The following is a 14,670-nucleotide window of genomic DNA, read 5'->3' as shown; positions in this document are numbered from 1 at the left end:
GCAGCATGGGTATTTTTGACTGGAAACACTGGATCGTCATTCTGGTGGTGGTGGTATTGGTATTCGGCACCAAGAAACTCAAGAACCTGGGCACGGACGTCGGCGAATCGATCAAGGGCTTTCGCAAAGCCATGAACGACGACGAAAAACCTGCCGACCCGGCCGCCAACCCAGTGCCACCGGCGCAGCCAGTGCACCCGCAGGCCACCCAGCCGATCACCGAGCGTCGTACTTTCGACGTGCAGGCTGAGAAAGTCGAAGAGCCGACCCGCAAAGACTCGTGAGCACTGACTAATGTTTGGTATCAGCTTCTCTGAACTGCTGCTCGTCGGCCTTGTGGCCCTGCTGGTACTGGGGCCGGAACGCCTGCCCGGTGCGGCACGCACGGCCGGCCTGTGGATCGGCCGCCTGAAACGCAGTTTCAATGCGATCAAACAGGAAGTTGAACGGGAAATCGGCGCCGACGAGATCCGCCGGCAGCTGCACAACGAACATATCCTGTCGTTGGAGCAAGAGGCGCGCAAGATCCTGTCGCCGGTCCAGGAGCCCGCCAAACCGGTCGAGCCCGTGGCCGAGCAGAGCATCGCACCGACCACCCAGACCCCACCTGTTGCGCCCACCGAGCCTGCGCCGACGCCCGTTGCGTCGCCCGCGCCCCATGACCCTACATTGCCGCCGCGAGCCCCATGAGCGCTGATAAACCGGAAAACGACCAGCACATGCCGCTGGTCTCGCACCTCACCGAGCTGCGTACCCGCCTGCTGCGTTGCGTAGCGGCGATCTTCATCATCTTTGCCGGGCTGTTCGCCTTCACCCAGCAGATCTATACCTTTGTCTCGACGCCCCTGCGCCAGTATTTGCCGGCCGGCGCGACGATGATTGCCACCGACGTGTCGTCGCCGTTCCTCACACCGTTGAAGCTGACGATGATGGTCTCGCTGTTCCTGGCGATCCCGGTGATCCTGCACCAGATCTGGGGCTTTATCGCACCGGGCCTGTACAAGCATGAGAAGCGCATCGCGGTGCCATTGCTGGTGTCGAGCATCTGCCTGTTCTACACCGGCATGGCGTTCGCCTACTTCCTGGTGTTCCCGCTGATCTTCAAGTTCTTCGCCGCCGCCACACCGGCCGGTGTGGAAATGATGACCGACATCACCAGCTACCTCGACTTCGTGATGACACTGTTCTTCGCCTTTGGCGTGGCCTTCGAAATCCCGGTGGCCGTGGTGTTGCTGGTGTGGATCGGCGTGGTCAACGTGGCGTACCTGAAGAAGATCCGCCCGTACGTGATCATCGGCTGCTTTGTGGTCGGCATGATCCTCACGCCACCGGACATCTTCTCCCAGACCCTGCTGGCCGTGCCGATGTGGATGCTGTTCGAGATCGGCATCCTGTTCAGCAGCCTGATCACCAAGCGTGGCGACCACCCGGATGATCAGCCAGCCGACGACGACCAGCCGCCAGCGACCCAGCCGTGAACCTGCTGCTACTGGAAGACGCCGACTTCATTGCGGCCGACCGTGTGGTGCTGCGTGATCGGCGCCTGGTGCACATGCAGGAAGTCCACCGCGCAGCCGTCGGCGACAGCCTGCGCGTGGGCCGCATCGGCGGGCTGATGGGCAATGCCCAACTGCTACGCCTGGAAGACAGCGAGGCCGAACTGCAAGTCAGCTTCGACCAGCCGCCGCCGGCCAAGCTGCCGCTGACCCTGCTGCTGGCCCTGCCCCGTCCGAAAATGCTGCGCCGGGTCCTGCAAACCGTGGCGGCCATGGGCGTGCCAAAGGTGGTGCTGCTCAACAGCTACCGCGTGGAAAAAAGTTTCTGGCAGACGCCATTCCTCGAGCCGCAAGCCATTCGCGAGCAACTGATCCTCGGCCTGGAACAGGCGCGGGACACGGTGCTGCCCGACATCATCATCGAGAAACGCTTCAAGCCGTTCGTCGAGGATCGCCTGCCGGCCATGGCCGCTGGCACCCTTGGCCTGATTGGCCATCCCGGCGACTACCCGGCCTGCCCGCGTGGGCTGGACGAACCGGTGACCCTGGCAATCGGCCCGGAAGGCGGCTGGATTCCCTACGAGGTCGACTTGCTGGCCAAGGCGGGTTTGCAGCCGGTGCAACTGGGCGCCCGCATCCTGCGCGTCGAAACCGCCGTCACCGCCCTCCTGGCCCGACTGTTCTGACCCGCCCCCAGGCATCTGATCGCGTCGCTACAGAATCCCCGACACAGGCCGATACACCCTGAATAAGTCCAAGCCTTGTTCCAGGGGAGTTCGCAGCATGTATCGTTGGTTAGCCGAAAAGCTGGGGAATGTCAGCGTCAAATCCAAGTTGGGTGTAGGTTTTGGCCTGGTGTTACTGCTCACGCTCATGATTACCTTCACCGGCTGGAGCGGCCTGAGTGGCGTGATCAGCCGTGGCGACAAGCTGGGTTTCATCTCCAGCGTCAATGAACTGACCAAGGATTTGCGCCTGGCGCGCCTGGACTACGAAATGCGGCGCGGCGAACAAGGCCCGGCGGCGGTCAATGCGCTGCTGGTGAAACTGGAAGCCGGCCTGAAAACCGCCGACGGCATGATCGATCAGCCGGCCGACAACCTCCTGGTGGACGATCAACTGGCCGCCGTCGAGCAATACCGCCGCGCATTCGAGGCCATGGTCCAGGCCGGGGCAAACCGTGAAAATGCGCGCAGCAAGCTGGGCGATACCGCCGACAACGCGGTGCTCAAAGTCGGCGAAATCGAGAAAGCCCTGCTGCAAGGCGACAGCGTCACGCAGTTCAACAGCGTGGTAGACCTGAGTAAGTTGATCCAGCAAGCGCGCTTCCAAGTGCGCGGCTACACCTACAGCGGCAAGGTCGAAGCCGAGCAGCCTGCGCTGGACGCCATCGACAACGCCCTGAAGAAAATCGCCAGCCTGAACGGCCAGGTCCCTGATCAATATTCGACCAACCTGCAACAGGCCAGCGTCTCGCTGCAAGCCTACCGCGCCGCCGTCAGCCAGTACCGTGACTCCCAGGTTGCCAGCGTCGCTGCCATGAAAATCATGGCCGAGCAAGGCGACATCCTGCTCGAGCGCAGCAAAAAACTCACCGCGTCCCAGACCGTGGTGCGTGACAACGATGCCGCCCAAGCCAAGCAAATGCTGGCACTGGCCACCGTACTCGCACTGGCGTTCGGCCTGATTGCCGCGTGGGCCATCACTCGCCAGATCATCATTCCACTGAACCAGACCCTCAAGGTCGCCGAGCGCGTAGCCTCCGGCGACTTGAGCCACAACCTCGACTCCGCGCGCCAGGACGAACTGGGTCAGCTGCAACGCGCCATGCAGAGCATGACCGTCGGCCTGCGTGAACTGATCGGCGGCATCAGCGACGGTGTTACCCAGATCGCCAGCGCCGCCGAGCAATTGTCGGCCGTGACCGAACAGACCAGTGCCGGGGTCAACAGCCAAAAAGTCGAGACCGACCAAGTCGCTACCGCGATGAACGAGATGGCCGCGACCGTGCAAGAAGTGGCACGCAACGCCGAGGAAGCTTCCGAAGCCGCCGTCGCTGCTGACCAGCAAGCCCGCGAAGGCGACAAAGTGGTCGGCGAAGCCATCGCCCAGATCGAACGCCTGGCCAGCGAAGTCGGCAACTCGACCGTGGCCATGGGCGATCTGAAACGCGAAAGCGACAAGATCGGCAGTGTGCTCGACGTGATCAAGTCCGTGGCCCAGCAAACCAACCTGTTGGCGCTCAACGCCGCGATTGAAGCCGCACGTGCCGGTGAAGCCGGGCGTGGCTTCGCCGTGGTGGCCGACGAGGTGCGCAGCCTGGCCCTGCGCACCCAGAAGTCCACCGAAGAGATCGAAGAACTGATCGTCGGCCTGCAAAGCGGTACCCAACAGGTCGCGACCATCATGGACAACAGCCGCGATCTCACCGACAGCAGTGTCGAGCTGACGCGCCGCGCCGGCAGCGCACTGGCGAGCATCACGCGCACGGTGTCGACCATCCAGGCGATGAACTCGCAGATCGCCACCGCCGCCGAACAGCAAAGCGCCGTGGCCGAAGAGATTAACCGCAGTGTGTTGAACGTGCGGGACGTGTCCGAACAAACCTCTTCAGCCAGTGAAGAAACGGCCGCATCCAGCGCCGAGCTGGCACGCCTAGGGATTTACCTACAAACACTGGTAGGACGCTTCCGCATTTAATTAGCAGCTTGTGAAATTTCCTACGCAGTTATCAGCCCGGCACTGAGCCAAATCGATTTAGCGTTTCCTTTACTGCGAAACGCTTAATTCGATTTGGAGGTGCGTCATGTTTTCCCGGCTGACCCGTTTGCTGGTCAACGCCAGCGTCCGCGTCAAGCTTGCCATCGGTTTCGGGCAAGTGCTGATGCTCAGCTTCGCCATCGCCGTCACCGGCTGGCAAGCCTTGAATGCCATGATCTACCGCTCCACCAACCTGACGACCCTGGGGCAATTGGCGGTTGCTGGCCAAGCCATGCGTGCTGATCGCATCGTCTACCGCACGCTGACGGACCCGAACAGCCGGGGCAAACTCACCACACACATCGAGACCATCGAAACCCATCTGGCCGCCCTTTCAAGCCGCATGCGAGACCCGGCCGACCGCCAGCGCCTTGAACAGGCCACACGCCTGGTCACCGACTTCAAGGCGGCACTCAGCGAGCTAGCGCCCCTGATCGAGCACCGCGAAAACGCCCGCAGCCCACTGGACAAGACCGCACAGCAAGCCAGCGACACCCTGGCCCAACTCGCCAGTGAGCTGCCCGACCAGCAAGATCAGACAGCCCTGGATGCCATCGAAAACCTGCGCCAGGCCATGGTCCGTGCCGATGAAGGCGCCCAGCGCCCCGCATGGGCCGCCGCATCGCTGGAGGCCTACGCCCAGGCAGTCAGCGACGCGTTGCAGGCGCTGGAGGCCGCACTGGCCGCTGTCACGGCTCTGCCGGTGGACTCGACCCTGCTCAAGAGCGACATCGCCAATTACCGCGAGCAGCTACTCAACCTCAAGCAAGCCCAACTCAACACCGAAACCGTGCAGAACCGCTTCGAACAACAGCTCGATCAATTACTGGAACAAAGCGAGCAGATGAGCCAAGGCCAAACCTTCAAACGCGACAACGAAGCCGGCAAGACCCGTCTGCTGCTGATCAGTGTGACCGTCGTCGCACTGTTGCTCGGCACTCTGGCCGCCTGGTGGATCGCCCGGCAAATTGCGGTGCCACTGCGTGAAGTGCTGGCCCGCGCCAACCGTATCGCCGAAGGCGACCTGAGCCACGACATGCCGGTGGGACGCCGCGATGAACTGGGCCAACTGCAGCACGCCATCGGGGACATGACCCACAACCTGCGCCACCTGATCAGCGGCATCGGCGACAGCGCCCGGCAGATCGCCAGCGCGGCCACCGAGTTATCAGCCGTCACCGAGCAGACCCGCAACGGGGTCAACAAGCAAAAAGATGAAACCGATCAGGTCGCCACCGCGATGAACCAAATGCTCGCCACCGCCCAGGAAGTCGCCCGGCATGCAGAGCAAGCATCAATCGCGGCAAACGAGGCTGACCGCCAAGCGAGTGCCGGCGACAAGGTGGTGGCGCAGGCGGTTGAGCAGATCGGCCAGCTGGCCGAAGAAATGGCACTTTCAGGCCGCGCAATGCTGACGTTGCAGCAAGAAAGCCAGAAGATCGCCAGCGTGCTCGACGTGATCAAGTCCGTGTCCCAGCAGACCAACCTGTTGGCCTTGAATGCCGCCATCGAGGCCGCACGCGCGGGCAGTGCCGGCGAAGGTTTTGCGGTGGTGGCCGATGAAGTGCGCAGCCTGGCGCAACGCACCCAGGCGTCTGCCGAAGAGATCGAAGGTTTGATCCTCAGCCTGCACAACGGCACCCAGCACGTGGCCGAGACGCTGGACAGCAGCCGCAACCTGACCGACGACAGCGTCGACCTGACCCGCGACGCCGGCGAGGCACTGGCCGCGATTGCGCGCACGGTGGCGATCATCCAGGAAATGAACCCGCAGATTGCCGCGGCCGCCGAAGAACAAAGTGCGGTGGTCGAAGAGATCAATCGCAGCGTGTTGCAGGTGCGCGACGTGTCCGAACACACCGCCGCCGCCAGCGAAGAGACGGCGGCGGCGAGTGTTCAGTTGACGCGGTTGAGCATGGATCTGCAGGCGCTGGTGGGCAAATTCCAGCTCTGACCCCGTAGTGAGCGGGCTTGCCCCGCGCTGGGTGGCGCAGCCGCCCCAAATCCAGGCGCCTCGGTCTTCCTAAAACACCGCGGTGGACCGTTTGGGGCGGCTGCGCCACCCAGCGCGGGCAAGCCCGCTCACTACAAGTTACAGGACCTGGCGCAGGAAGGCCTGGGCGCGTGGGTCTTTTGGCGCGTCGAAGAATTCGGCCGGGGCGGCGTCTTCGAGCAATTTGCCGTGATCGAAGAACAGCACGCGGTCCGCCACTTCGCGGGCAAAGCCCATTTCGTGGGTGACGCAGACCATGGTCATGCCTTCCAGGGCCAGGGTCTTCATCACGTCCAGCACTTCGCCGACCATTTCCGGGTCGAGCGCCGAGGTGGGTTCGTCGAACAGCATGACCTTGGGCTCCATCGCCAACGCACGGGCAATCGCCACGCGTTGCTGCTGGCCGCCGGAGAGGCGCGACGGAAACTCGTTGGCCTTCTGCGCAATACCGACCTTTTCCAGCAGGGCCAGGGCCTTGGCCTCGCGCTCTTTCTTGCCGCGCTTGCGCACGACTTTTTGTGCCAGGCAGAGGTTTTCCAGCACGGTCATGTGGGGGAACAGGTTGAAGTGCTGGAACACCATGCCGACTTCGCGACGGTAGGCGTTCACGTCGGTTTTCGGATCAGCCAGTTGCAGGCCGTCGATACTCACCGAGCCGGAATCGAACTCTTCCAGGCCATTGAGGCAGCGCAGGAAAGTGGACTTGCCGGAGCCCGACGGACCGATCACCACCAGCACTTCGCCCTTGGCCACCTGGGTGGTGACGTGGTCGACCGCGCGCACCACATGGCCACGGGTATCGAAGACTTTTACCAGATCGCGGACTTCAATCACTTTGGGCGAGCCTCCGCTCAAGCCGGCTGGCCATTTTCGACAGCGGCAGGTTGATCAGCAGGTACAGGCCTGCAACGCAGAACAGGATTTCAAACGGCGAGAACGAGGTGGTGATCACCTCGCGACCGCTCTTGAGCAGTTCGGTGATCGCGATCACCGAGACCAGCGAAGTGTCTTTCACCAGGCTGATAAATTGCCCAGCCAGCGGTGGCAGCACGCGCTTGAATGCCTGCGGCAACACTACGTGACGCATCGACTGGCTGGCGCTCAAGCCCAGGGAGCGCGCAGCTTCGTTCTGGCCACGGGTGATTGACTGCACGCCGGCGCGGACGATTTCCGCCACGTAGGCGCCCGTGAACAGCGACAACGCGGCAATCCCGGCAAATTCCCGGGACAGGTTGAGCACCGTGCCGATAAAGAAATAGAAGATGAAGATCTGCACCAGCAGCGGCGTACCGCGCACCAACTCGACGTAGATGGTCGACAGGTCGCGCAAGGTCGGGTTGTTGGACAGACGGCACAGGCCGGTCGCCAGCCCGATCGCCAGCCCCAGGATGCCGGAGACCACCGACAGCCACAGCGTGGTCCACAAGCCCCACATCAACGGGCCCAACGCCCAATGCCGGGTCACACCGATCACGTCGCCTTCGGCCACGTCATCGCCGCGCGCCACTTGCAGGCTGTTGTCGGCCACGGTCAGCGTCTGCAGGGCACCCGCGTCGTTGCGCAGGGTCACTTCGGCGACATCGCCTTTGCGCACCAACTCAACCACGGTAGAAATATCCGCCGCGCGCTGGGACGTTTCAGCCTGGTAGGCGAAGTACTGCGGTACGCGGTTCCAGCGCCATTCGTAGGACATCAGCGAAGTGGCGTAATACAAGGCACCAGCCAGACCGACCAGCACGACCACGGTCAGCAGGTGCCAGGGCCATTGGGCTTTTTTCTGTTTCATTTCAAATTCCGCGATTTGTGTTGCTTGTCAGGCCGTCTTCGCGAGCAAGCCCGCTCCCACACTCGACCGAGTTCCAACATGAAATGCGGTCAAAATGTGGGAGCGGGCTTGCTCGCGAAGGGCGCGACTCGGTCTAAACCTTTATTCCATGTCCTTGAGCCACTCGGAGCTCTTGAACCACTTGTCATGGATGCGATCGTAGGTGCCGTCGTTACGGATCTGGTGCAGGAAGTTGTTGATGAAGTTGATGCTGTCGTAATCGCCTTTTTTCAGGCCAAACGCCAGGGGTTCGAAGGTGAACGGTTCTTCGAGGAACACCAGCTTGCCGTTGCCGACTTTCTTCTCGGCGACCACGTTGTACGGCGCGTCATACACAAAGGCATCGGCCTTGCCGTTGACCACGTCCAGCACGCCTTCCTGCTCGTTGTCGTAGCCGTGGTACTTGGCTTTGGAGATCAGCTTCTTGGCGACCATCTCGCCGGTGGTGCCGAGCTTGGAAGTCAGGCGGTACTTCTCGTCGTTCAGGTCTTTGTAGGACTTGATGGTGCCTTCCAGATCCTTGCGGATCAGCAGGGTCTGGCCGACCACGATGAACGGTTCGCTGAAGTTCAGGCGCAGGTTGCGCTCCTGGGTCAGGGTCATGCCGCTGCCGATCATGTCGAACTTGCCGGTCAGGAAGGCCGGGATGATGCCGTCGTAGCCGGTGGAAACCAGCTCCAGCTTGACGCCCATGGACTTGGCCAGGGCCTTGAGGATGTCGACTTCGAAGCCGATGATTTCACCGCGCTTGTCTGTCATTTCGAACGGCATGTAGGTCGGGTCCATGCCGACCTTCAGCGTGCCGCGCTTGACCGCATCGTCGATCGCGCCGGCCTGGGCCGCAGTGGCCGCGACCAGCGCGGTGACGCCAAGCAGCAGCATCGAAAGATACTTTTTCATCATCAAGTCCCCTGAACGATTCTTATGAGGTCGGCGCGCAAAAGGGCTGCACCATTTCGGGGTGCGATCCTAACCCACTCGTCTGCCGTCACAAAGGTTTCACGGGTATTTGTTGTCGGCGTATGTCGGAAATGCCCCACAAATTCCGGAAGAACCCCAGGGGCAGACACTTCAGCACCTGGATTCGGCAACCGGCGGATGTGTAAGCAGTTATGACTTTCACTCAATGTCCGCCATCCAGTCGGTACCCCTGAACCACTTGTCGTGCAGCCGATCATAGGTGCCGTCCTGAGCCACCTGATTGAGGAAATGGTTGATCCAGTTGAGGCTGTCGTAATCGCCCTTTTTCAGGCCGAACGCCAAGGGCTCGTAGGTGAAGGGCTGCTCCAGGGCCAGCAAGCTGCTGTTTTCCGGCCGGCCACTGGCGATCAGGTTGTAGGGCGCATCGTGGATAAAGGCATCGGCCTTGCCTTCCACCACCTGCCGCACGCCTTCTTCGGGCGTGGCAAAACTGCTCAGCCGCGCCGCGCCCAGAAAACGTTGCGCGGCCAATTCCCCGGTGGTGCCCTCGGTGACGGCGATACGGTAGCCGGCCTCGTCCAGTTCTTCGACACTGCCGACCTTGCCCGCCAGGCTTGGATGCAGCAGCACGGTCTGGCCGACGACGATAAAGGCGTCGCTGAAATTCAGCTTGAGATTACGCTCCTGGGTGACGGTCATGCCGCTACCGATCAGGTCGAACTTGTTGGCCAGCAGCCCCGGCAGCAAATCGGTGTAGGGCACCGCCACCAACTCCAGCTCAACCCCCAGCGCACGACTCATCGTCTGAAGCAGGTCGATTTCGAAACCGACAATGCGTCCCTGCCGGTCAGTCATTTCAAACGGCACATAGGTAGGCGTGGTCCCGACCTTCAGCACACCGCGCCGCACCGCATCGTCCAACGCACCGGCATACAGCGGGCCACCCTCCATCAATGCGACAGCGCCTATCAGCAGTGCCGAACAATACCTTTTGAGCATGAAAATCCCCGTGGCGAATCAAATTTGCGCGGCGATGCTAACCCAGTCGCAGGCACGGCAATACGCCTCGAACCGGGGTCTTTTGTTTCGAAATAACAAGGAGTTAGCGCTTAAAGGAAGAAGCGCGAAACGCTGTAGGACCAGCGTTTCAAATGCCCCCGGAGTGAACCTCCGGGGGCGTCTGAATCAGGCCGGTTGGGCCTGGGAGACTTGCGGTTGCAGCGGCAGCAGTGGCGCGTGAGGATCGGACTTGATCGATTGACGCCAGGCCCCCAGCCATTCGGCGTGGCCTTCGCTCCAGACCTGCTCGTGCAGGCGGGCCAGGGCGACCGGGTCGCTGAGCAACGCCACACGTTCGCCGTTGTTGAGGCCGGCCGGGCCGACTTTCAACGCATGGCGCACACGCTCGGCACGCAGGTACTCGATCGGCTCCGCTTCGCGGTGACGCGAGGTGGCCAGGGCGCAGGCCAAGGCGTTCTGCTGCGGATCGACCACGGCACGCACGAAGCCGTCGTTCAGCGCATGCCAACGGTTTTCGTGGGTGTACTTCTCGGTCGACAACAGCGCCTGCGGCGGATTGTATTCCTCAGGGATCAGGAACAGGCTCTCGTCACGGGACTTGAGGCCCAGCTTGACCCGACTGGAGATGACCGACACCGGGATCGACAGCATCAGCGAGCCGACAATCGGCACCAGCCACCACAGGAAGCTCGGGTTCAGCCAGACCACCAGCAGGGCCCACAAGAAGCCCAGCACGGTTTGCGGACCGTGGCGCTTGACCGCTTCGCTCCATGGGGTGGAGTCATCGTCACGCTGCGGCGAGTTCCAGGTTGCCGCCCAGCCGAGGAACGCGGCCAGTACGAAACGGGTGTGGAAAATCATCCGCACCGGCGCCAGCAGCATGGAGAACAGCATCTCCAGCAGCATCGACACGGTCACCTTGAACTTGCCACCGAACTCTTTCGCGCCCTTGGCCCAGATCAGGATGATGCTCAGCAGTTTCGGCAGGAACAGCAGCACGATGGTGGTCGAGAACAACGCCACCGCCTTGTCCGGATGCCATTGCGGCCACAGCGGGTACAACTGGCGCGGGGCCATGAAGTACTGCGGTTCCATCAGCGTGTTCACCGCCAGCAGCGCGGTGGACAGCACCAGGAAGAAGAACCACAACGGCGCTGACAGGTACGACATCACGCCGGTCAGGAACACCGCGCGGTGCACCGGGTGCATGCCTTTGACCAGGAACAGGCGGAAGTTCATCAGGTTGCCGTGGCACCAGCGTCGGTCACGCTTGAGTTCGTCCAGCAGGTTCGGCGGCAGTTCTTCGTAGCTGCCCGGCAGATCGTAGGCAATCCACACGCCCCAGCCGGCACGGCGCATCAGCGCAGCTTCGACGAAGTCGTGGGAGAGGATCGCACCGGCAAACGCGCCTTTACCCGGCAACGGCGCCAGGGCGCAGTGCTCGATAAACGGCTGCATGCGGATGATCGCGTTGTGACCCCAGTAGTGGGATTCACCCAATTGCCAGAAGTGCAGGCCGGCGGTGAACAGCGGGCCGTACACACGGGTGGCGAACTGCTGCATGCGCGCATACAGGGTGTCCATGCCCGACGCACGCGGCGCGGTCTGGATAATCCCGGCATCCGGCGTGGCTTCCATCAGGCGCACCAGGCTGGTCAGGCACTCGCCGCTCATCACGCTGTCGGCGTCGAGAACGACCATGTACTTGTATTCACCGCCCCAGCGACGGCAGAAGTCGTCGAGGTTGCCGCTCTTGCGTTTGACGCGACGGCGACGGCGGCGATAGAAGATCTTGCCGAAACCACCGGCTTCACGGCACACGTCGAGCCAGGCTTGCTGTTCGGCGATGCAGATGTCGGCGTCGTTACTGTCGCTGAGCACAAAGAAGTCGAAACGGTCGAGGTCGCCAGTGGCGGCCACCGATTCGAAGGTAGCGCGCAGGCCGGCGAATACCCGGGGCACGTCTTCGTTGCAGATCGGCATCACCAGCGCGGTGCGGGCGTCTTTCGGGATCGGCTCGTCACCGGCACTTTTACCGGAAATGCGGTATTTATCGTGACCGGTCAGCAGTTCCAGGAAGCCCATCAACGCGGTCCAGAAACCGGCCGAGACCCAGCAGAACAAGATCCCGAACATGATCAGGATGCTGGTTTGCAGGGCGTAAGGCAGTACCTGGGTGGCGGTCTGCAGCAGGGTCTGGTTGCGGATCTCGTCGAAGTCGACCAGCGACCAGCCCTGGTACGGCATGATGCCCTTCATGTACCAGCCGGCGACGATGGTCTGGCCGAGCATCAGCACCAACAGGATGTAACGACGGATCGAACCCACGGTACGCCAGCGCGCAGCCGGCAGCACACGCTCGTCTTTCGGCGGCTTCGGCGGGTTGGTGCGACCTGTCAGCCGGCGCCAACCGCGCACCAGGATGTTGGTGCGCCAAGGCTCCGGCACCACTTTGGTCCGACGGATCGGCGGCGTGGCTTTCAGGCACACGCGCCCTTCGGCATCGACCGTGAGCATTTCGGCGTCTTGCAGTTCTTCGGCACTGTTGAGGGTCAACCGGCGGCCGACCGACGCTTGGGCGGCGTCGGTTGGCGCGTCAAAGGTCGACGACGACAAGCGTTCGTGCAGTTCGCTGAAGGACTTGCAGCCCGCCAGTTCGGCGCGCTGCTCAGCGGTCATCGGGAGATGCGCCAGGTACTCTTGCAGAGTCTCTGGCGTGGCTTGGGAATTACTCATCGGCAGGCAACTGATAGCTCCAGGTCTCGGTCAGGACTTGTTCAGTCTTGGCCGGTTCCGGTGTGGCTGGGGCAGCTTCTGGCTGCTTGGCTTCCTTGTCTTTCGCGTCTTTCTTGGCTTGTTTCTCGTGTTGCTTGGCCAGCACTTTGTCGGCTTTGAGCACGTGGCTCGAATCCTTCTCCGGCTCAGGCTTGACGATGTCCTGCACCAGGGCCGCACGCATCTCGGTCGGCTTGCCGGCGTCCTTGATCTTCAGGCGCAGGGTCAAGCGCCAGCCTTTGGTGTGCTCGTTGTAGCGCACGCTGTTTTCGACCACTTCGGCGTTGTCGCCAACACTGACCTGGCTGCGCACCGCGGCATCCGCAGGCAGGGCCTTGAGGGACGGGCCTTCGAAGTCCACCAGATAAGCCACGCTGCCATCCGGCTGACGGATCAGGTTGGACTGTTTCACATCACCAGTGGAACGCAGGGTCTGCTTGACCCAGGCGCTGTCGGCCGGGTGCAGGGATTTTTCGTCCATGGTCCAGTGCAGACGGTAGGCGACATCCAGCGGCTGGCCGACTTCCGGCAGTTTTTCCGGGCTCCAGAACGCAACGATGTTGTCGTTGGTTTCGTCGGCGGTCGGAATCTCAACCAGGTTGACGGTGCCCTTGCCCCAATCGCCTTCAGGCTCGATCCAGGCACTTGGGCGCTTGTCGTAGTTGTCGTCGAGGTCTTCGTAGTGGCTGAAATCGCGACCACGTTGCAGCAGGCCGAAACCTTTCGGGTTCTCGACGCTGAAGTTGCTGACCGACAGGTGTTTCGGGTTGTTCAGTGGGCGCCAGATCCACTCGCCGTTGCCGGCATGGATCGACAGACCGCTGGAATCATGCAGCTCACGACGGTAATTGAGCACTTTGGACGGCTGGTTCGCGCCGAACAGGAACATGCTGGTCAACGGGGCAACGCCCAGCTTGCTGACCTTGTCGCGCAGGTACATCTGGGATTTCACGTCGACAATGGTGTCGGTGCCCGGACGCAGGGTCAGGCGATACGCGCCGGTGGCACGCGGGGAATCCAGCAGGGCAAAGATCACCAGCTGTTTTTCACCCGGCTTCGGACGTTCGATCCAGAACTCGGTGAACCGGGGGAATTCTTCACCGGACGGCAACGCGGTGTCGATCGCCATGCCACGGGCGGACAAGCCATAGGCCTGGCCCTTGCCGACGACGCGGAAGTAGCTCGCGCCGAGCATGGTCATGATTTCGTCTTGCTTGTCGGCCTTGTTGATCGGGTACAGCACACGGAAACCGGCATAACCCAGCTGTTCGGTGGCTTTTGGATCAAGCTTCATGTCGCCGAAATCGAAACGCGTTGGGTCGTATTTGATTTCGTTGACGCTGTCGGCCGTGACTTCGTTGATTTTCACCGGTGTATCAAAGTGCATACCCTGGTGATAGAAGGACAGCTTGAACGGCGTGTTCTGGTCGGCCCACTCAGCTTTTTCGTTGCGGAAACGAATCTTCTGGTAATCGGCGAATTTCATTTCGCGGAATTCGTTCGGCAGATTGCTGCGCGGCGCTTCGTATTTCTGCCCGGCCAGCTCTTTAGCCTTGGCCGACACATCATCCAGACTGAATGCCCACAGTTGACCCGCGCCGAACAGGCAAAACAGGGCAGAGCCCGTCACCAGTGCGTTTCGTAACCGTTTGGCAGACAATTTTGGTGCATTACAGGGACTAACAATCACGAGCAACCCTCGCCGAAAACAGATCAAAAAACCAACGGCCAGCTATCTATATGCCAGGTTGGCGAGCATTGTTCCGACTCCCCTGGGTCAAAATGATTCCCCATTGGTGATCGGACAAGTCTCTACCTAAGTCAAAAATGGACCAAACAACGCTGATCCCCGTAGCGCGCGATTATCTAGTAGCCTGCGA

At 61.7% G+C, this 14,670-nt stretch carries 11 protein-coding genes and 2 pseudogenes; 7 read left to right on the top strand and 6 right to left on the bottom strand.

Features of this window, described 5'->3' with window-relative positions:
- Window positions 1-5: 5 nt before the first annotated feature.
- From LIY36_RS09535 to LIY36_RS09510, 7 genes and pseudogenes are all read left to right on the top strand, one after another.
- Window positions 6-284, top strand: coding sequence for a twin-arginine translocase TatA/TatE family subunit (locus LIY36_RS09535; RefSeq protein ID WP_003171180.1), 279 nt, complete (start codon window positions 6-8; stop codon window positions 282-284).
- A gap of 10 nt (window positions 285-294) precedes the next feature.
- Complete coding sequence (gene tatB / locus LIY36_RS09530; RefSeq protein WP_192298365.1) at window positions 295-690, top strand: Sec-independent protein translocase protein TatB; 396 nt, start codon at window positions 295-297, stop codon at window positions 688-690.
- A complete protein-coding gene (gene tatC / locus LIY36_RS09525) occupies window positions 687-1,478 on the top strand; it encodes a twin-arginine translocase subunit TatC (RefSeq protein WP_017738833.1) in 792 nt (263 codons plus the stop codon). The genes tatB and tatC overlap by 4 nt, the downstream gene beginning before the upstream one ends.
- A complete protein-coding gene (locus tag LIY36_RS09520; RefSeq protein WP_226455524.1) occupies window positions 1,475-2,182 on the top strand; it encodes a 16S rRNA (uracil(1498)-N(3))-methyltransferase in 708 nt (235 codons plus the stop codon). The genes tatC and LIY36_RS09520 overlap by 4 nt, the downstream gene beginning before the upstream one ends.
- Window positions 2,183-2,279: 97 nt before the next feature.
- A pseudogene (locus LIY36_RS27810) lies at window positions 2,280-3,338 on the top strand (methyl-accepting chemotaxis protein); the annotation flags it as partial.
- Complete coding sequence (locus LIY36_RS27805; protein WP_370694902.1) at window positions 3,324-4,196, top strand: methyl-accepting chemotaxis protein; 873 nt, start codon at window positions 3,324-3,326, stop codon at window positions 4,194-4,196. The pseudogene LIY36_RS27810 and the gene LIY36_RS27805, both read left to right, overlap by 15 nt.
- Window positions 4,197-4,302: 106 nt before the next feature.
- Window positions 4,303-6,210, top strand: coding sequence for a HAMP domain-containing methyl-accepting chemotaxis protein (locus LIY36_RS09510; protein WP_226455522.1), 1,908 nt, complete (start codon window positions 4,303-4,305; stop codon window positions 6,208-6,210).
- Window positions 6,211-6,348: 138 nt separating this feature from the next.
- Here LIY36_RS09510 and LIY36_RS09505 read toward each other — a convergent pair whose 3' ends face one another.
- From LIY36_RS09505 to LIY36_RS09480, 6 genes and pseudogenes are all read right to left on the bottom strand, one after another.
- A complete protein-coding gene (locus tag LIY36_RS09505) occupies window positions 6,349-7,083 on the bottom strand; it encodes an amino acid ABC transporter ATP-binding protein (protein ID WP_017738829.1) in 735 nt (244 codons plus the stop codon).
- Entirely contained in the window at window positions 7,076-8,035 is a 960-nt protein-coding gene (locus LIY36_RS09500) for an amino acid ABC transporter permease (protein WP_192298370.1), read from the bottom strand. The genes LIY36_RS09505 and LIY36_RS09500 overlap by 8 nt, the downstream gene beginning before the upstream one ends.
- A 141-nt stretch (window positions 8,036-8,176) precedes the next feature.
- Window positions 8,177-8,974 (bottom strand): transporter substrate-binding domain-containing protein, encoded by a 798-nt coding sequence (locus LIY36_RS09495; protein WP_192298371.1) that lies wholly within the window; start codon window positions 8,972-8,974, stop codon window positions 8,177-8,179.
- Between the two features lie 219 nt (window positions 8,975-9,193).
- Complete coding sequence (locus LIY36_RS09490; protein WP_226455521.1) at window positions 9,194-9,994, bottom strand: transporter substrate-binding domain-containing protein; 801 nt, start codon at window positions 9,992-9,994, stop codon at window positions 9,194-9,196.
- A 148-nt stretch (window positions 9,995-10,142) separates the two neighbouring features.
- A pseudogene (gene mdoH / locus LIY36_RS09485) lies at window positions 10,143-12,751 on the bottom strand (glucans biosynthesis glucosyltransferase MdoH).
- Complete coding sequence (locus LIY36_RS09480; RefSeq protein ID WP_318652594.1) at window positions 12,744-14,480, bottom strand: glucan biosynthesis protein G; 1,737 nt, start codon at window positions 14,478-14,480, stop codon at window positions 12,744-12,746. The pseudogene mdoH and the gene LIY36_RS09480 overlap by 8 nt, the downstream one beginning before the upstream one ends.
- Window positions 14,481-14,670 lie beyond the last annotated feature (190 nt).

Origin of the sequence: Pseudomonas sp. AF03-9 (assembly GCF_020515815.1) — a bacterium.
GTDB lineage: Bacteria > Pseudomonadota > Gammaproteobacteria > Pseudomonadales > Pseudomonadaceae > Aquipseudomonas.
The sequence above is the reverse complement of the archived record's forward strand: the minus strand, read 5'-3'. Positions and strand labels throughout refer to the sequence as shown.

Excerpts from the sequence above, each read along its gene's own strand:
- LIY36_RS09535 (WP_003171180.1), top strand. The coding sequence starts at position 6 with ATGGGTATTTTTGACTGGAAACACTGGATCGTCATTCTGGTGGTGGTG.
- tatB (WP_192298365.1), top strand. The coding sequence starts at position 295 with ATGTTTGGTATCAGCTTCTCTGAACTGCTGCTCGTCGGCCTTGTGGCC.
- tatC (WP_017738833.1), top strand. The coding sequence starts at position 687 with ATGAGCGCTGATAAACCGGAAAACGACCAGCACATGCCGCTGGTCTCG.
- LIY36_RS27805 (WP_370694902.1), top strand. The coding sequence starts at position 3,324 with ATGCAGAGCATGACCGTCGGCCTGCGTGAACTGATCGGCGGCATCAGC.
- LIY36_RS09510 (WP_226455522.1), top strand. The coding sequence starts at position 4,303 with ATGTTTTCCCGGCTGACCCGTTTGCTGGTCAACGCCAGCGTCCGCGTC.
- LIY36_RS09500 (WP_192298370.1), bottom strand. The coding sequence starts at position 8,035 with ATGAAACAGAAAAAAGCCCAATGGCCCTGGCACCTGCTGACCGTGGTC.
- LIY36_RS09495 (WP_192298371.1), bottom strand. The coding sequence starts at position 8,974 with ATGAAAAAGTATCTTTCGATGCTGCTGCTTGGCGTCACCGCGCTGGTC.
- LIY36_RS09490 (WP_226455521.1), bottom strand. The coding sequence starts at position 9,994 with ATGCTCAAAAGGTATTGTTCGGCACTGCTGATAGGCGCTGTCGCATTG.